The sequence below is a fragment of the Bartonella sp. AA18HLJMS genome, from assembly GCF_042197245.1.
Taxonomy (GTDB): domain Bacteria; phylum Pseudomonadota; class Alphaproteobacteria; order Rhizobiales; family Rhizobiaceae; genus Bartonella.
In genome coordinates, this window is the sequence record NZ_JBHIRP010000009.1 from 14,569 (window position 1) to 33,103 (window position 18,535).

Here is an 18,535-nt window from a genome sequence, read left to right on the forward strand (position 1 = left end):
TCAAGAAAGATGTTCTTACGAGAAGCTTTATTTGAAAAAGAGATTTTTATAATGCAGTATATTGATTTATAGTAATTTATCATTATTCACAGTGAATAAAAGTCTCAAACATTGTAAGATTTTCTCATTTCAAATCTGTTTCTGTTGAAACAATTAAAACCATTTTCTTGCGTATCATAATAATGTACGAGTAAAAAAGTTAAAAAATAAAAAGGCTTCTTATGAACGCCTTCAAATGCCGAGAACTATTGGTAACATTAGGGGCTGAAATTAGTATAATGATGGTGCTAACAAGCTCTTTTATAAGCATAAAAATGGTAGTGCACAATGCCTTGATATCCTCTATAGGGACCTTTACATTACACCATTTACGGATACTGTCGTAAAATAAGCTTGCGGATCTTGAGAGATATCTTTTCAAAACAGGCGCATGAATGCGTAAAATAAGTGTATTCTTTTTGAGTACTATTTATGCGAGGGATATGTTACCATTATTGTAACAAGATTTATTACAATAATGGGTGAATAAGCAACAAGAGCTGGAAGCTTCTTTTTATTCTTGTTTTGTTGATGAAACAGTCAAAATTTTGCTACAGACAATTGATATGAGATATCAAGTTATTTTAACCAGAATAGATAATTGTAAACAAATTAGCATTATTCATTTGAGAGTAAATTCAACACTTTTTAGTTTTAGTTATGCCATTAAAAGCAGATGAGTTAAAGTTAAATACAAATGAATTAAAATGTCAGCAAGAAGCTTTTCGTTTTACACCAGAGCTTTTGCCACGGCCTTTTACGTGGGAAATCGATCACAATGGTTTGTTTTGTGAAGTCTCAAAAGAGCTAGCTGAAGTTGTTGGTCCTCTCTCTTCTTCTATTTTAGGGTGTAGTTTTCATGAGCTTGCTCATCAATTTAATGATGATCGATATCTGGTTCTCAGTCGTTTTATTGAAGCGGCTATGCCTTGGAGTAAAGAGATTGTTCAATGGCCTGTTGATGGTTGCTTACAATGGCTTGATGTTGAATTGTCAGCTTTGCCAATTTTTGATGTTAAAAAGCAGCTTAAGGGGTTTCGTGGCTTTGGTGTTTTAAAAATACAAAAAAAAGTCCAAGAAAAAAGAAATGAAAAGCTAGAAACAGAAATGCCATGTCTTACGGAGATAGAACGCTCAGCTTTTCGTGAAATTGCAGAGCAATTGCGTGATGAATTGAATTCATCGGTAAAAGAAGAAAATTTAGTTGAAGAAACAGCTATTCAGTTACCATATGCACAAACATTGCCGGTAAATGCTATAGAACAAGCTCTCGTAAAAGAGCCCGCTGCAGTTTTATCATTGTTGGATACAGCAACAAATGGTGTTTTATGGTTGGATGAAGAGGGCTTTGTTCAATCAGCGAGTAGGGCAGCCTTAGCATTAATGGGTTATGAAATAAATGAACTACGAGGACAACCATTCTCTTCATTATTTACTTTGCAAAGCCGACTTTTGGTTGAAAAGTATTTTAAATCAATCCGTATGGAGGGAAAAAATCAGGTTTTAAATCGCAGTGAAACCGCTGATTTAATGACAAAAAATCATAAAAATATAACCGTTTTGATAACGATTGTATTTTTGGCAAAGCAAGGCAATTATGCTGTTATGTTGCGTGATAGGACACAAACAGTTCCATCAGGAGAAAAAAAAGCAGAAGAGGATAAAATCGTTGGAGTTGTTCATGAAATACGAACACCTTTGAATGCTCTTATTGGTTTTGCAGAAATTATGAGAGAAGGCCGTTTTGGTTCGATAGAAAATGAGCGCTATCATGGATATTTACGCGATATTATTTCCTCTGGAAAACATATATTATTGCTGATTAATCAATTACTAGAGTGCTCGAAGATAAATTATTCTGGTTCCGATAACCAGATTGATTCTTCCCTTATTTCTGAAACATTTGATGTAATATCTTGTTTACGTGCGACGATAGCTTTTCTTGAAACTCAAGCCAATCAGAACGGCATTATCATGCGTATTGTTGCTCCACCCCACGTTCCATTTATTCCTGTATCACAACAAGTGTTTCGCCAGATTATATGGAATCTTCTTTCCAATGCTATTCGTTTTACACCTTTGGGTGGACAGATTATTGTTCACGTTTCTTATAGAAAAGAACGTGTAAAAATTTCAGTGAGTGATAATGGTATAGGGATGAACGAAGAAGAGATTATACAGGCACTGCAACCTTATGGTCAAGTAGAGCGCAAAGATGGACGATCTGGTGATAGCGCTTTTATGGGAACAGGTTTAGGCCTCCCAATGTGTAAAGCAATGGTGGAAGAAAGAGGGGGACAATTTTTACTGTTCTCAAAACCCAATCATGGAACAACTGTGGAAATGTTTTTTCCTCGTGTTCCATGATGTAAATCTGGCATAAAATTATTTTTTCTTAGCCAAAAGATCTCTAATTTCTGTTAAAAGTTGTTCTTCTGAAGACGTTTTTTTGGGGCTTTCTTCTTCTTTTCTACGAATTTTATTCATAGCCTTAACGAATAAAAAAAGAACCCAAGCAATAATGAGAAAATTGATAAGTAAAGTAATAAAGTGTCCATAGCTAATGGTTGCTCCAGCTGCTTTGGCGGCACTCAATGTTGCTTGTTTTTCGCCAGCAAGTTGAATAAACATATTAGAAAAATCAATCCCACCTGTAATCAGCCCAATGATTGGCATAAAAATATCATTGACAATTGAGTTGACCAAGCTACCAAAAGCACCCCCTATAATCACACCGATAGCAAGATCAATCATATTACCTTTTAGGGCAAATTCTTTGAATTCTTTAAGCATTGCGTTTTCCCCTTTATATAAGCGATATACGGTAATTTACTTACCGCTTTTGATGAAAAAGGAAAGGGCAGATTTTATTTTTAGGATTATATTACGATATTAATATTATTTTCAAAGAACTTTATAAGGTTTAATAAAGAGCTTTAGGGCTCTATTTGAATGTACATAGAATATTTCCTAGAAAAAAGCTTTTTTGATAAAAACTATATCTGCTTTTTCAACAGAAAGTAGAAAACTGTAGCTTAATTTATATAATTTCCTCAAGATCTTTATGATAACATTAAAAAGAGAGATTTTTACACAATACTACAAAATGAGTAGTGTTGAAAGTTGAGCTATCAGAAAGCTTTTCAAATGAAGTGCATATATTAGCATAACATTTTGTCATAAAAAGAGAATTTAGGAATAAAAAATATATTTCAGCACTGATAGAAGAAATAGATAGATGAGACAGGAGTAAAACTTATAATTTAATTCCTCTTAATTTAGTAAGCGATAATAGCAATTAGGAGGGCATTATGGCTTATCTAAAAGCTATTTGTATTGGGTTACATGAGCTAAAATGGCGATAATTCGGATGGAAGAAACACATTTCATCTGCTGGAAGATTGTATCAGTTTATAAATAGCAGAGCTCTAGGGTTTGCAAGATCATTTTGGTTTGGAAGTCGTTGGTATAATGTTTGAGTTCAATAATCAACTGTCATTACTTAAAATATATGTTAGGCAGAGCACTTAATAGATGCAAAATTGTATTTAATACATCAGAAATGGTAAAGAAAACAACGCAGATTATCAATAGAGTACAAATTGATTGAACATTCTGTTGCTCATAAATAGTGCAACAATAGTATGAATTTAGATGATTTTATGAACCATGTATCCTATAAATGCTAGGAAAAAATAGCTTTATAGAACAAGCTTTGTTTCTATTGAAAACAATATTACACAAAGGAACTTTGGGAATAGAGATAATTTGCCTGCATTTTTAAGAAAATTATGAGCGTGCCTGCATAAGGCGTCATAAAACCATGACTATGGTAAGAGCCATTGATGTTCCAATTCATGCTGAATTTTATAAGATTAGGATTCATATTTTAATCTTTAAAAAATGTCGAAAAAGAGAAACGTTTTTTAAAGAATAAAAAGTTTTTACACGGTATGCATCAATATAAATGTGTATGGTTATTAATGGATTTTTATGCTGAAGTTTCTTATAGAAGAGAGCAGTATTATTTGGATAATATGCTCTCTTTGATTAGTAATCTTTTGTGTTAAAAGGTAGAGGTGAGGTGCGATGGATCATTTTTATGTTGTGGAGAAGAATTGATGAGTTTTTTTCGTTGTATTGGCCGTTCTGCCTTATTTATGTTGGATCCAGAGCAAGCACACGGTTTAGCGATTCTTGGGCTGAAAAGTGGATTAAATGGTTGTCAAAAGGTTGTCGATAAACGATTGTGTGTAACTGTTGCTGGTCTTGAGTTTGAAAATTTTATTGGTCTTGCAGCGGGGTTTGATAAAAATGCAGAGGTTGTAGATGGTATTTTTCGGTTAGGATTTGGTTTTACTGAAATTGGGACAGTGACACCAAACTCTCAGATTGGAAATCCTAAACCACGGCTTTTTCGTTTAAAAGAAGATGAAGCGATTATTAATAGAATGGGCTTTAATAATGATGGACATCAAGTTGTTTACAATAGATTACGTGCGTGTAAAAAAACTGGTGTTATAGGAGTCAACATTGGAGCCAATAAGGATACGGTCGATAAGATTGATGATTATACTGTTGGTATTGCTCATTTTTATGATGTTGCTGATTATTTTACGGTTAATATTTCTTCTCCTAATACACCAGGTTTACGTGATTTACAGGCCCGTGACAGTTTGCATCTTTTGTTGAGTGCAATTTCGCAAGAGCGAAATGAGCAAGAGAACAAGCACGGATTCTCCATTCCCATTTTTTTAAAAATTGCTCCCGATTTATCAGAGAAAGAATTAGATGATGTTGCTGAAGAAATAAAACTTTCTGATTTTAATGGGCTGATTGTTTCTAACACAACTCTTTCACGCCAAGGTCTTAGTAATAGTCACTTCCGTAATGAAGAGGGTGGGCTTTCTGGACGTCCACTCTTTGAGCGTTCTACTATTATGCTTGCAAAAATGCGTCAAAAATTAGGGAAGGAGATTGCAATCATTGGCGTTGGCGGTGTAAAGGATGCACAGACTGCTTTGGAAAAAGTAAAAGCTGGTGCAGATTTGATTCAATTATACAGTGGGATGGTTTATGAAGGTCCAGATCTTGTCATAACTATTCTGCAAGAGATTTTGCAGATGATGCAACAAGATGGCGTTGATAACATAAAAGGCTATCGTGATCATAGTCTTGAGCATTGGGCAAAATTTCCTTTGTAAAAAACGCTTTTTTCTTCACAAAAAATTGCGAGATTTTTTTAAAGGGGCTTGCAAACTTTGTTGATTTTCCTTATGTCACATAAGCATAAGAATAAATGTTTACGAAATCGTGAACAGTTATGATACATTTTCTTTTTATGCGGTTGTAGCTCAGTTGGTTAGAGCGCTGGTTTGTGGCACCAGAGGTCGTAGGTTCAAATCCCACCAACCGTACCAAAAAATTTTATTGAAAATACTGAAAATGGATATACAAGACGAACAAACGGCTCACTGAGGATCTTTTATCAATGACTGTAGTTGCTTGGGGGCATAATATTGTACAAAAAAAACGCATGGCATAAAGTACAGAAAACCAATAAAGGCGCATTGCACTTCTCTTTTAAGAACTGGGCATCTCCTCTTACCTTAATGCGTTCTCATTATGCATCCTTTACACAAGACTTGCGATGGAAAGACTTTACGGAAAAAATCAATGTGTTTTGTTTAAAAGATCCGAGCTTAATATGCCCTTCAATATGGAAGGGTATTTCACAATGTTTGTTGTGATGAAGCAATTGCTCTCTCTTGGCATGCCTCTGGCTGTTGGGTTTATCTCTCAGATGATGATTTCCTTCACAGATGCAGCGCTTGTAGCGCATTTAGGCGTGCAAGCCTTGAGTGGTACAATGTTAGCTCTGAGTATATTTAGTTTTGTTATGTTGTTTGGGCTAGGTATTATTACCGCGGTTGCACCAAAACTTGCGGAAAGTTTTCGTAGACAAGATAGATATGCATTGAAGGCATGGTTTGATCAAGGAATATGGCTTTCCCTTTTGATTGGAATGATGAGTGCGATCATTTTACTCAACACGAGGAATATTTTGTGTTTTCTCGGCCAAGATGGGACAATTGCCAATATAGCGCAGGAATATAATAGTGGTGCTGCTATAGGGGTGGTGTTTTTTTATCTTTATGTGAATAGCCGGGGATTACTGTCAGCAATTGGTAATCCAAAGCCGTTAACCTGGGTTATGCTTGCGGCTATCCTTGTGAATTTTCTTATCTCTTGGCCGCTTATTTTTGGTATAGGTTCTATAAGCGGATTAGGTGTCTTTGGTGCAGGAATTGCGAGCAGTTTGATCCGTATTTTAATTGTTATTGCAGCAGCAATAATTTTGTCCCGCAATTCTGCTTTTCATTCTTTTCGCTTTAATTATTTGAGACAAAAGTTAGAGATTTCACGAATAATAAAATTGCTGCGAGTAGGGCTACCCATTGGTATACGTATTCTTATTGCGGAGGGCTTTCCTTCGTTCATTGCATTCATGATTACGGCTTATGGGGTCGAATCTTTGGCCGCACATACGATAGGGATGCGTCTCGATATGCTTATTTCTGTGGTGGCTTTGGGGATTTCCAGCGCAGCCGCAACAATAGCAGCGTGGTATAGAGCAGATAGGAATAATATGGCTCTAAAACAATTGCGTATGAATGTCACTGTTTTTGCTGTAACTTATGTCTTGTTTTTATCAGGGATTGTTTATCTCTCTTATGGATTCATCCTTACAACCATCTTTAATATTTCTTCAGAACGCGTTGTTGTTTTCTCTTGGAAATTGCTTCCGTTCATTTTATTGTCTTTTGCTTTTGGCACTTTAGGTGCTATGCTCAATGGCATACTTGTGGGCTTGCTTGATACGTTTTGGTCAACAATTGTTGTAGCAATAAGTTATTGGGGGTTAGGCCTATTTGGGGGAGCGCTAATGGCGCATTTTTTTGAATATGGCTTTATTGGCTATTGGTTTGGCATGATTGGTGCAAGCTTAATCGTTTCTATCTTTAATTATATGCGCGTGGGTTATTTAATAAAATGCAATCCTATGTTTGGGGCAGAGTGAGTGTTATAAAAGCGCTTGTAAAGCACTAGCTGTGAAGGCTTAGCTACTCATCGTCCATAGAGGCTGTTTTACTTCTATGGAGATAACAATATAGGTTACAAAACTTGCTTAATATTGAAAAGAAGTGTCTTTGATTGTAGTCTCAATATTATTTATTGAGTTTTTAAAATAATATAGGTTTATTAAAATCATTCGGCTACAATTTAAGAGTAAGTTCGGTAGATTGGAAGAGTTTAATACCTTAAAAAATGACGAGAAAAAACGTGCTTATATTCATACGCCGTTGAGGAGTCATTTAAAAAAGTTATTGTTTTTATAAGTTATTACCATTGCGATGCTAAAGTGTATACATTTGTCAAAACAATCGCAGACGCTGACGATGTTATTCTTGCAAGCCCTGTTTATCACAGGTCTTATTCAGAGACTTTGAAGAACGCTTTTGATAATTTAGATTGTGATGCTTTTTGGGATAAAGTTGTTGGTCTTCTCTCTCATGGCAGTACAGCAAAAAATGCGCTACTGTCATGTAAATATTTGGTACCAGTTGTGCATACGCTTTATAGACAAGCTCTGCAATATCAAGTTGCTTCGGCTAAAGATGATTTTGTGTCTGAGAATGCAGGCCGTACATGGAGATTGAACAGCGAAGATGTACGGGCTCGCTGCGCACATCTTGTTGATGAAATGTATAAATTTTAAAATAATAAGGGTGGAGGATATGATCAAAAATGATAAGAAATACCGTTAGTTAGTCGTTGGTAGTACAGGAATATTGGTGCCCTTTTGCCGGTCATGAGGGCTGAACAACGTGATTATCGCAGCGCGTTTTTATTCTCATCAATCCAAAATTGAGCTATTTCAGACAAGGGCTAAATGTATATTTTGGAGATTATTATAAGCCATAGACACAATTTTTAAAAAGGGTACCACTATGGACGGGCTTGAAATATTGCATATTATGGAGGGCATTCGCCTGCACATGTATTTTTGTGTAGATTGAGATTGAGCGGTTGGCCTTCTTACCGAAGCCTCTGCGTATTGTTCATGTTTTTGGTTCTAATGCAGAGGATAAAATAATCTCTGGATGTGCGCATCATAATAAGATGGATTCTACATCTGTAAAATTAGGTCGGAAAAGGCGATCATAGAGCTGACGGTGGTCAATAAGAAAAGTGTTTATGATCATGAGATTTGTGAGAGCCGTATTTAGAAAGAGTTTGCGCAAAATCTCGATAATGACTCTGATGTAAGATTGTTTTTTAAACTGCCAAGAAGTTTTAAAATAGCCACTCCCATTGGTTCTTATACGCCTGATTGGATGTTTTTTTAGAGTGAGATGGCGCACAAAAGCTTTATTTTGTACTGGAAACAAAAGGAACGAATAGCGAGTTTGATTTGCGCCTTAAAGAAATGCTGAAGATTAAATGCGGCAAGGCGCATTTTACCGCTCTTGAGACTGGTGTGGTGTTTAACGAGGCACCGGTGATGAGTTGGCGCGATTCTAAGCGGGGATGGTGGTAGAGAGAGTGGGGCTGTGGTAAGAGTGGGCGGCACGAATGACGCTGTCTTTAGTTGCGTACCGCCAAGCTAATTTTGTGCTTTGCGAAATTCGCTAAGGCTTTTGGACGTACTGCGTTTACCGCGTAATAAAATCTTATGAATATCATGCAGAAGGCGCGCGCAGAAGGGGGTGATTACGTGACTAGCTTCCCAATGCCGTAATTAAGTACAGCCACATAATGAGATAGCTCTTCAATATCATTAGTCACACTGATACTTTTTCTTTATTTTCAAACAATAATAGGTCAGATGGTAACGGTTATGTCCTTTCTATCTGAGAAAAGAGTAGCACCGCTTGCGTATATGCACGAGTAAAAGTCAATCAACATTGGTCTGAGGTAAAACCGCCAATTATTTCTAATACACCTAAGGATTTCATAGCTTGCTCTAACGGTTTATATAAAGCCGCCCTTTTAAAAGGTGGATTGGGTGGAAAATTTATTGGGATATAGGCTTTATGAATCTCTCGAACTAAGCTTTCTACTATGCAGGCCCTAAGGCGTGATTGCATATATGGTCGCATCTGTTGCTGCGTTGTGTAGGCAAAGATCCTAAACTAGGAAAGGAGGGCTGCTCTTTTGATTACAAAGGAAGAATACGGCGCGTAAGTGCAGCAAAATGTATTTTGAGGAGCAGTAAAGGGGTGAGGCATTTGATGTCCAGCGGGTAACGGATTAACTGGAGTATAAGTGGGTATTGCTAGGGCGGAGTTTTTGGTTAAGAATTGCACTTCGTACGCTATAAGCTCTCTGCATCTTTCATATAGGCGTTGGATCATCGCCCAATGCAACGTAAAGGGGCTGTTTTGTCTTTAGCGCTTGTTTGGCTGCTTCTATAGTGCCGCTGGCTCTATCAGCCACTATGGTGATAATTTTCTCGTCCAAAGAACAGATCAATCGATTGCGTAATAGGGTATGTGTGCCTTTTTTGACCGTGTCTTTTTTAAAAAGCAGCTGTTACCTCGTGGCAGGATTGGGTGTGTTTATATGATCAGCCTGCCAAAGAAAAGGAAGCGTTATCGCGATAGCCACCAATAGGAGCCCAGCGATAAAGGTGGCAGCAAACTGCAATGATATAAAAGAACCAAGGACGCCGACCAAAAAGCTTCCGACCGGCGTTCCAGCATAGCCTATCACTCGAAAAGCAGAATTAGCTCGCCCGAGAAGTTGCTTTGGTGTGAGGCGCTGCCTGAAGGCGGTAACACCAATAAACCATAAGCTTGCTCCAACGCCAGCGATAAAGGTGACGCCCCATACGACGACAGCACTTTTTGAAAAGGCTGGAACCAGCAGTAAGACAACCGTTCCTAAACCGTCAGTGAGAACAGCTAGGCGCACCGGTGCATAACGTATACGCGGTGCAAATAGGGCACCTGCCATTGTTCCAAGCGCGTAGGCTGCAAACATCACGCCATATTGGCTGCTATGTAGGCCCAGATACCGACCGTCGGTAACGAAGAAGATGAACGAGGTTAGGAATGCTCCAAATACCACCGATAGAAAGAATGTGAGTAATGTAAGGGAGGTAAGATGCCGATTTGAAAAAATGAAATGAAAGCCGGCAATGATATAACGGAAAGTGATGTTTTCTTTATCAGGTGTTGGCGATGTCGGAACAGCATGGCGAGCGGTAAAAATCAATGCGATAAAAAGCACGATTAACAGGCCGAGAAATAGCAGTGTGCTATGCGCTAAAATGCTGCTTGTTATGACAGGGGCAAGAAAATAGGAGACCCCGAAATCTAAAAACAAGACAATTGAGTAGAAGGTCATCAATCGCTCTCCCTCCATGATAAGTGGTGGAATCGTCATTATATAAGCTTCGGCAGAAACGACGATGAATCCAGCAATGGTTGCATAGAAGAAAATTTGTTCGGCTGGAGTAATCTGTATCATGAGCAGTATGAACAGGACAATATGCAGTAGCATGAAGATGAAGAGAGCTGAGGTGGCAAGTTTTATTTTGTCGCAGCGATCAAGTAAAACGCCTGCAAGGATGCCGAAAATTGGCCACGCTAATGAGAAGAGACCTTGCGCCCAACTTACTCCAACTACGCCATATCCAGATTGTCTTGCTAATAGCGGGATGGCAGTGCGCAAAGCACCGCTGAGTAAGGCGAGCAGACTAACGGTGAGGCAAAAATAGCGTATGTTCTTGTTGGCAAAAAGCGTGAACATTCTGTTCTCCTTAAGATGCCACACAGATTTCCGCTGGTCCATCAAGTACGGCGGTTGTATTCAGCATGTTTGCGACATAGTCGTCCAAGATATTCCTGTCTTCCTGAGGGAGAAGAAAATACATAAGGTTGGAATACCATTGCCAACCACGCTGAGTCAGCTGGAGATCGTTATCACTTTCTGCGATGAGACCTGCACCTATAAGTTGCTGTAGGTTATTGTATACGAAAGAGGGAAGTGCGGTCCAGTCAATTCTTTCTTTTTTGGCGTAGCCGTTATAAGGTAGCCGCATACACAAAGCCTTGGAGGCTTGTTGCTCCGCTGATACCCAATTGTAGTACACTTTTGATTTGCCTTTAAGTTGTATGTCGGTAATGTATCCGCTTCGACTGGGATTGGCGCGAGTGACGAGTGAGCCAAGAATCGACTGTGCTGACACCCCAAAGCCAACCACATAATCATCATGATAACCATGCAAATATTTGTGATAGCGGAAATAATTAGCTGAACTCGTTTTAGCGAGCGTTAGAGGAGTGTTATTGGAAATTTTGATATAGGAATGCCCATTACACGGCGCATAGCCGCAGCTGCGCATAACGATGTCGCTAAATAATCGAAGCATCTGTCGATGTTGTAGGCTGGACGGTTTCAGCCCTTTTTGTGCGTAAGACTTATGCAGTTGCGACGTGATAGCCAGATTGTTAATTGCATAGAGGTTGATGGTTTCAGGGTGAAGCTCGCTGGCTTGCTTCAAATCGTATAATAGTTCTTCGGCTTGCTGGCTGTGTATGCCATATAGTAGGTCGAAACCGACATGTCCAATTATCTCTTGTGACCAAGCCACGGTATTGTTGATTTGTTCACGTGTTGAGGTGAGGTTAAACAATGATCGGAAACGCTCAATGAAACTCTGTATACCGAAGCTGATCCGGTTAACGCCGATCTCACGGGCAGCATAAAGTTTATCACGTGTGACGCTCTTCGGTTCGCTTTCCAGTGTAAATTCGGCTAAGGAAGAGAGCTCAAATTCGGCATGCAATACTTTTCCGATGTGTCGGATATTATCTGCGGACAAAAGCGACGGTGTGCCACCCCCTATATAGATGCTGCGGATGGGACCTCTAAGCGAGCGAATGAAATTTCCTTTGTTTCTGATCTCTGTGGTAAGCGCTGAAATATAAGCTTCGATTTGTTTAACGTGCTTGTAGGCCCCTTTCTGAAAGGGACAGAAGGAACAGATGGTTTCGCAAAAGGGAATATGCAAATAAAGAGAAATGGTACGCGCTTGTGGAATCTGCTTACTGTGCGCTAGTTTATTAAAGTCTAGGTAATCGTAAAATTCATTTGAAATAGTGCGAAATAACGGATATGTGAAGTTGTAAATCGGCTTGAGTTGATCGAACTTCACAAAAGGATGATCCACGAGTTGCATAGCTTACCTCCCCCAATTTCTTAACTCGCACTATATTATTGACGGGCGACTGGTGACCCAATCACCCGAGTGTATTACCAAAGATTTTCACGGAACATAATGAATCCTCCTTTTGTAGAAGTTATATGTATTATACATATAACTTCTTATATGAACAGGCCAGCTTGTTTAAGAGGCAATGTAAAGATAAAAATATAAAAAAACTTTCTCTTTCAGCCTTATGGTCTGATATTGTAATTGGTATCCTGTTTTACGTGGTCCGGCTATGAATGCCTAGAGCGAGAAAAAGCAGGGTATTTTAATGGATGTGCGGGGCATCATTGTTATGTTGTTAGGACTTGGAATTTGCGTCTGGTTATGAAATATCATTAGCGCAAAAAGATGGTTTTAAAGGTAGAGATACATTTTTTATATCCCTGTAAAACTTCGAGAAGAGATAGAATTATCCTATTAGAAAACATATAAATATCCAGTGTGATAATATTATCGAATTACATGACATCATCACTCTTGCACGCCATTTTGATATATTACCTAAAATCTCATTGAGATTGTGCCATGTACTGGCAAACGGGGATAGATCGTGTTTTGGTATGACTGCGGCGAAGTTACGTGCCGCATTATCTTTGCTAGAATCCAATAGGATTAGGCTTAATGGGGTGCCTTTGCATGTGGGCTCTAATTTGAATTCGACTGAGTTAATAGTATCCACCTTAACTAAGGCTGGAAAGGATATTTACGCATTGAAGGATCAAAAAAGTTTTATCAGTCTAGGCGGAGGATATCCGACTTCCACAGCGTTTTGCGATGCCGTGACGGTCAATGACGAATACCCTCGTAAAATTTATGAGGCATTATCACAATTGGGTTGTGATTTACATAAGCTTACGGTAATTATTGAACCTAGGCGTATTATATCTAAAGATTATGGTTATTTATTTTCAAATATTAGCTCTATAAAAGAGCAGAATGGTACGAACTTAATTATAATCTGGGCTCTGGGGATGTGTACTTAGTCTGCCCAGTATCACGAGATCATAAGTCAAAGTATGTGAAAGCAACTGATACAAAATAGATTTTACGATGGTGGAAGATCGACGATAAAGGACGTTAGTTAAAAGGAAATTGATATTATTGTGTTCTCATATCCTGATTTTTTGGCTTTTTAGATATAAATAACACACCTCCTAGTGGGCTGGAGACTATCAAATGTTGGATCACGCATGGCGCAATTAGCAAAAAATCCTATCTATTGGATTTGGTATGCTCTACTGGATTCTCAGCTCTAAATATTGTGTGCGAAGTGCAATGTCAAGCGGTGGGAATTGATATAAGTGCAGAGTCTGTACCATCCACTCAGAACAAGGTTGATAGCTCTGTTATGCAGACGATGGTTAAGTTTCATGTCGGAAATGCTGGGCGTATGACTTATCCTGAAAATACATTTACGCATATTATGGCGGGGTGAGTGTTTGTAAGCACTAGCTGTAAAGGTTACTCACCATCCTAGGGTGTTTACTTCTATGTGGATAACAATAGAGTTACAAAACTTGCTTCATATTAAAAGAAAAGTTTCTTTTCTTTTAATATGAAGCATTGCTACAACCAAAAGGAAATTAAATATCTCGCCTTTATTATTCTCGTCAATGTTTGCTTATATATGATTATTTGAATCGGAATTAGGTTACGTACAATATGGTATTTCTCGCTGTTTTATATAAGGAGAAGGTTCGCATCGATGTATCGGGTGCAATATCAATTTTTTCACTATGGTGATAGGATAGCTTTTTGAGCGTAAAGTTCTTTTACCTTGATAGATCTTATAGTATTCTTCAAAAATATCAGTTGATAAATTTTTTTCGTGTCGTTTATGCATGGGCTGATACAATAAGAATAGGACTTGATTGTTTTTAAAGTTGGTATGTTATGGCTGTAAAAAATGGTAAACAAACGAAAAGTAAGAATTTTAAACCTGTCTCTCGTTTTCTCAAAAGTTTACGTGGTGTGCGCAATTGGGAACAAGTTTCACAATGGCTTGCTTTTCGTAAGGTAGAGGATATTGAATGTATTACGCCTGATCAAGCAGGGGTACCACGGGGCAAGATGATGCTTTCTAAAAAATTTACATCGGAAACATCATTGGCATTGCCTTCAGCAGTTTTTATGGCAACAATTTCAGGGGATTATCCTGAAGATGGTCATGGTTTTGAATATCCTAAAGCAGATGGTGATTTACGCCTTGAGCCTGATCTTTCTACGTTAAGCATTGTGCCATGGGAAGATGCTCCTACGGCACAGGTGATTTGTGATCTTGTGTATCAAAATGGTCAGGTTGTGGATTATACACCACGCAATGTTTTACGAACGGTGGTTCATTTTTACACAAAAATGGGTTTAAGCCCTGTTGTGGCACCAGAAATTGAGTTTTATTTGGTACAAAAAAATCCCGATCCTGATTATCCGTTAGTTCCACCGGTTGGTCGTTCTGGGCGTTCAATTGGTGGTGGACAGGGGTATTCCATTGCTGGTGTTAATGAATTCGATGATTTGATTGATGATATTTATCAATTTTCAGAGGCACAAGGATTGGAAATTGATACCCTCATTCATGAAGAAGGAGCAGGACAGTTTGAAATCAATTTACGTCATGGTGATCCTATTGAATTAGCGGATCAAGTTTTTATGTTTAAACGAACAATTCGTGAAGCAGCACTAAAACATAATATGTATGCAACTTTTATGGCAAAACCCATTCAAGGGCAGCCGGGTTCTGCTATGCATATTCACCAATCGGTTGTTGATAAGAAAACCGGCATGAATATTTTTACACAGGAAAATGGTGAAGAAAGTATCTGTTTTCGCCATTTTATTGGTGGATTGCAAAAACATATGCCAGGCGTACTTGTGATGCTTGCGCCTTATGTGAATTCTTATCGACGTCTTGTCCCTGATAATTCGGCTCCTGTTAATTTGCGGTGGGGATATGATAATCGTACTACAGCTTTTCGAGTTCCCCGTTCTGCTCCTCAAGCGCGACGTGTTGAGAATAGGCTTCCTTCATCAGATGCGAATCCTTATTTAGCCCTTGCGGCTTCTTTAGCGTGTGGTCTTATTGGTTTGCAACAAAAAATTGAGCCGGATGAGCCAGCGATAAATAATGTAAACGCTGATAATATTGAGTTACCGCGTGGGCTCATTGAGGCAGTCAATTTGTTTGAACAAGATACAGTGATACGTGCTATTTTAGGGGATGTGTTTGTCAGTACTTATGCTGCAATCAAACGACAAGAGTTTGAAACTTTTATGGAAGTAATCAGTCCGTGGGAGCGTGAATATCTCCTGCTGAATGTTTAAATTTTATGACGATGATTGATTATAATTCAATTTCTCCAGGAATTTCTTGGTATGAAGATGCTTTAAGAGAACGTCCCTCTTATCCTTCTTTTTGTGAAAACAGACAGTGTGATGTGGTCATTATTGGAGGCGGATTTACGGGTCTTTCGGCTGCTTATCATTTAGCCAAGGCTGGAGTAGATGTTGTTTTATTTGAAGCATCACGTTTTGGTGATGGTGCTTCAGGGCGCAATGGTGGACAGCTGGGAACAGGGCAACGGCAATGGGTAGAAACATTAGAAAAAAAGTATGGTTTTGAGCGAAGTAAGGCTCTATTTGATTTAGCAGAAGAAGCTAAAAGAGATATTTTAGCTTTATGCGCAATGCCTAATTGTCCTTGTGATTTGATAGGAGGACAGCTTTCTGTAACTCATAAAAGGCGTGAGCTTCTCTCTTATCAACAGCATATTGAGGCGATGCAGCGTTATGGCTATCACGCGCTTACTTTTATGGATAAGGCTGAAACATTTGAGCGACTTGGATCAACTTTTTATTGTGGTGGTATTTATGATGCGGATACCGGTCATATAAATCCCTTAAAATTGATTATTGGGTTGGCAAAAAGAGCACAAGATGCTGGTGCTAAGCTTTATGAGAAGTCACAAGTAACGACCGTAAGGCGCAAGGGAGCACATTGGAAAGTAATAACAGAAAAAGGTAGTGTAACAGCAGAGCATGTTTTACTTGCAACAAATGGGTATAAACTTGGTCTGGAGCGTTTTATTGAAAAAAATATTGTTTCTATTCGCTCTTATATTGGAGCAACGGACCCATTACCAAAGCATAGTTCAATTCTTATAGGGGGGGAATCGGTTGATGATTCCCGTTTTATGGTTCGCTATTTTCGCAAAAGCATTGATAATCGTCTCTTATTTGGTGGTGTAGAAAGTTATGATAATAAGCATCCTCTAAATTTAGATGAACGTATAAAACGGCAAATTGTTGAAATTTATCCTCAATTACATTCTATCAATTTAAGCCATCGGTGGGGAGCAACGGTTGCCATCACAGTTGAACGCATGCCCTATGTTCGCCAAATTTTTTCAAGGATGACTTATTGTGGTGGTTATTCAGGGCATGGCGTTATGCTGGCTCCTTTCGTGGGAAAATTATACGCAGAATGGTTAACTGGAAAATATGAACGTTTTTCCTATTTCCAAGACTTAAAGATTTCATCTTTTCCGGGAGGAAGAGTTTTGCGTTATCCGCTTATATTTTTAGCAATGCGTTGGTTTTCTTTATTGGATCGCCTTTAATGGAAACATTGCTTGAAATGAAGAAAATTAATGGCTTATTTAGTATCTGTCTGCTTTAATGATGAAAGCTTTTATAAGTGATATGGGATTTCATAATCGAATAGAAAAATAAACAAGTTCATGGTGCGTAAAATTATTCCAGTTTCTTCCTTTGATTGTATTGTTTTTGGTGGCAATGGTGATCTGGCGTTGCGCAAGCTTTTGCCGGCTTTGTATCATTGTCAGTGTGCTGGGCAATTCAGTGAGCCAACACGTATTATTGGGGTTTCGCGCACTTCCTTAAGTCGTGAAGAATATCAAAATTTTGTCCGCATTTCTTTAGAAAAACATATCCATCCAAAAGATCTCAATTCAACAGAACTCAATCGTTTTCTTGCACGTTTAACTTTCGTTTCTGTTGATGTGACCTCAAATCGCGGGTGGGAGGATTTAGCCCTCCTTCTGTCACAAGATTCAGCGGATATTCGAGCTTTTTATTTGGCTGTTGGTTCGTCACTTTTTGCTGATATTGCGATGAAGTTGGAAAAAAATGATTTGGTGACACCACAAACACGGATTATCATTGAAAAACCAATTGGTTGCGATGTAAAAACAGCGGTTTCACTTAATGATGTATTTGCAAGTGCCTTTAATGAAGAGCAGATCTTTCGTATTGATCATTATCTTGGGAAGGAAACTGTTCAAAATTTAATGGCATTGCGGTTTGTTAATACACTTTATGAACCGCTATGGAACTCCAATTATATTGATCATGTTCAAATAACCGTTGCTGAATCTTTAGGGTTAGAGGGCCGTACAGAATATTATGAAAGCACTGGTGCTCTACGCGATATGGTTCAAAACCATATGCTACAATTACTTTGTTTGGTTGCGATGGAAATACCATTTACCAACAGTGCTAATGCTGTGCGCGATGAAAAACTTAAAGTTTTACATTCTTTAACACCGCTTGATGTCCATAATGTAGGGCAGCATACTGTACGTGGGCAGTATCTTTCTGGTCTATCAAATGGTATATCGGTAGAGTCTTATTTTGATGATCTGGGAAGAGTGAGTAAGAGTGAAACATTTGTAGCACTTAAGGTTAAGATTGATAACTGGCGTTGGGCTAATACGCCTTTTTATTTACGAACAGGTAAGCGCATGTTCACGCGAATGTCTGAAATTGTTGTGGTTTTTAAACCTATTCCTCATAATATTTTTAATGTGGATTTAGATGAAATTTTTTCTAATCGGCTTGTAATTCGTCTCCAACCTGATGAAGGTGTAAAACAATGGTTGATGATTAAGGATCCAAGTTATGGCGGTATGCGGTTTCGTCACATTCCATTAGACATGAGTTTTGCTTCCGCATTTTCTGAACGTAATCCTGATGCTTATGAACGTTTATTAATGGATGTTATTCGTGGAGATCAAACACTGTTTATGCGTCGTGATGAAGTTGAGGCTGCTTGGCGTTGGATTGATCCAATCATTGAGGGATGGGAAGAAATAAAACAGCCTGTTCACAGTTATAACGCTGGTTCATGGGGGCCGTCTGCTTCGATGAGCCTCATGGAACGTGATGGGCGTATATGGAACAATTTAGTTTAGAGCA

At 38.5% G+C, this 18,535-nt stretch carries 14 protein-coding genes and 1 tRNA gene; 12 read left to right on the forward strand and 3 right to left on the reverse strand.

The annotated features are described in order from the left end of the window. Positions 1-699: 699 nt before the first annotated feature. Complete coding sequence (locus ACFINW_RS06245) at positions 700-2,406, forward strand: ATP-binding protein (RefSeq protein ID WP_375629605.1); 1,707 nt, start codon at positions 700-702, stop codon at positions 2,404-2,406. 18 nt (positions 2,407-2,424) lie between these two features. Here the strand turns inward: ACFINW_RS06245 and mscL are convergent, their stop codons facing one another. After that, positions 2,425-2,832 (reverse strand): large conductance mechanosensitive channel protein MscL, encoded by a 408-nt coding sequence (gene mscL / locus ACFINW_RS06250; protein ID WP_026500234.1) that lies wholly within the window; start codon positions 2,830-2,832, stop codon positions 2,425-2,427. A 1,328-nt stretch (positions 2,833-4,160) separates the two neighbouring features. On the opposite strand from mscL, the gene ACFINW_RS06255 reads away from it, so the two are divergent. The 6 genes from ACFINW_RS06255 to ACFINW_RS06280 all read left to right on the forward strand — a co-directional run bounded on the left by ACFINW_RS06255 (position 4,161) and on the right by ACFINW_RS06280 (position 8,641). After that, complete coding sequence (locus ACFINW_RS06255) at positions 4,161-5,243, forward strand: quinone-dependent dihydroorotate dehydrogenase (RefSeq protein ID WP_375629602.1); 1,083 nt, start codon at positions 4,161-4,163, stop codon at positions 5,241-5,243. Between the two features lie 139 nt (positions 5,244-5,382). Continuing rightward, positions 5,383-5,459, forward strand: a tRNA-His gene (locus tag ACFINW_RS06260). 317 nt (positions 5,460-5,776) lie between these two features. Next, positions 5,777-7,120, forward strand: coding sequence for an MATE family efflux transporter (locus ACFINW_RS06265; RefSeq protein ID WP_375621116.1), 1,344 nt, complete (start codon positions 5,777-5,779; stop codon positions 7,118-7,120). Between the two features lie 342 nt (positions 7,121-7,462). Beyond that, complete coding sequence (locus ACFINW_RS06270; RefSeq protein WP_375629599.1) at positions 7,463-7,819, forward strand: NADPH-dependent FMN reductase; 357 nt, start codon at positions 7,463-7,465, stop codon at positions 7,817-7,819. A gap of 553 nt (positions 7,820-8,372) precedes the next feature. Continuing rightward, entirely contained in the window at positions 8,373-8,450 is a 78-nt protein-coding gene (locus tag ACFINW_RS06275; protein ID WP_375629624.1) for a hypothetical protein, read from the forward strand. 65 nt (positions 8,451-8,515) lie between these two features. Next, complete coding sequence (locus tag ACFINW_RS06280; RefSeq protein ID WP_375621113.1) at positions 8,516-8,641, forward strand: hypothetical protein; 126 nt, start codon at positions 8,516-8,518, stop codon at positions 8,639-8,641. Positions 8,642-9,636: 995 nt separating this feature from the next. On the opposite strand, the gene ACFINW_RS06285 is transcribed toward ACFINW_RS06280, so the two are convergent. Next, positions 9,637-10,857 carry an MFS transporter gene (locus ACFINW_RS06285; protein ID WP_375621112.1) on the reverse strand — a complete coding sequence of 407 codons (1,221 nt, stop codon included), beginning with the start codon at positions 10,855-10,857 and terminating at the stop codon, positions 9,637-9,639. Positions 10,858-10,867: 10 nt separating this feature from the next. Further along, positions 10,868-12,289, reverse strand: coding sequence for a coproporphyrinogen-III oxidase family protein (locus ACFINW_RS06290; RefSeq protein ID WP_375673968.1), 1,422 nt, complete (start codon positions 12,287-12,289; stop codon positions 10,868-10,870). A 467-nt stretch (positions 12,290-12,756) separates the two neighbouring features. Between ACFINW_RS06290 and ACFINW_RS06295 the strand changes: the two genes are divergently transcribed. From ACFINW_RS06295 to zwf, 5 genes are all read left to right on the forward strand, one after another. Next, positions 12,757-13,305: a hypothetical protein gene (locus ACFINW_RS06295; RefSeq protein ID WP_375673969.1), complete on the forward strand. Its 549-nt coding sequence runs from the start codon at positions 12,757-12,759 to the stop codon at positions 13,303-13,305. 215 nt (positions 13,306-13,520) lie between these two features. Further along, positions 13,521-13,757, forward strand: coding sequence for a class I SAM-dependent methyltransferase (locus tag ACFINW_RS06300; protein WP_375673970.1), 237 nt, complete (start codon positions 13,521-13,523; stop codon positions 13,755-13,757). A gap of 458 nt (positions 13,758-14,215) precedes the next feature. Next, complete coding sequence (locus tag ACFINW_RS06305) at positions 14,216-15,643, forward strand: glutamine synthetase family protein (protein ID WP_375618430.1); 1,428 nt, start codon at positions 14,216-14,218, stop codon at positions 15,641-15,643. An 11-nt stretch (positions 15,644-15,654) separates the two neighbouring features. After that, entirely contained in the window at positions 15,655-16,938 is a 1,284-nt protein-coding gene (locus ACFINW_RS06310) for an NAD(P)/FAD-dependent oxidoreductase (protein WP_375629621.1), read from the forward strand. 120 nt (positions 16,939-17,058) lie between these two features. Next, positions 17,059-18,531 (forward strand): glucose-6-phosphate dehydrogenase, encoded by a 1,473-nt coding sequence (gene zwf, locus ACFINW_RS06315; RefSeq protein WP_375640946.1) that lies wholly within the window; start codon positions 17,059-17,061, stop codon positions 18,529-18,531. Positions 18,532-18,535: the final 4 nt, after the last annotated feature.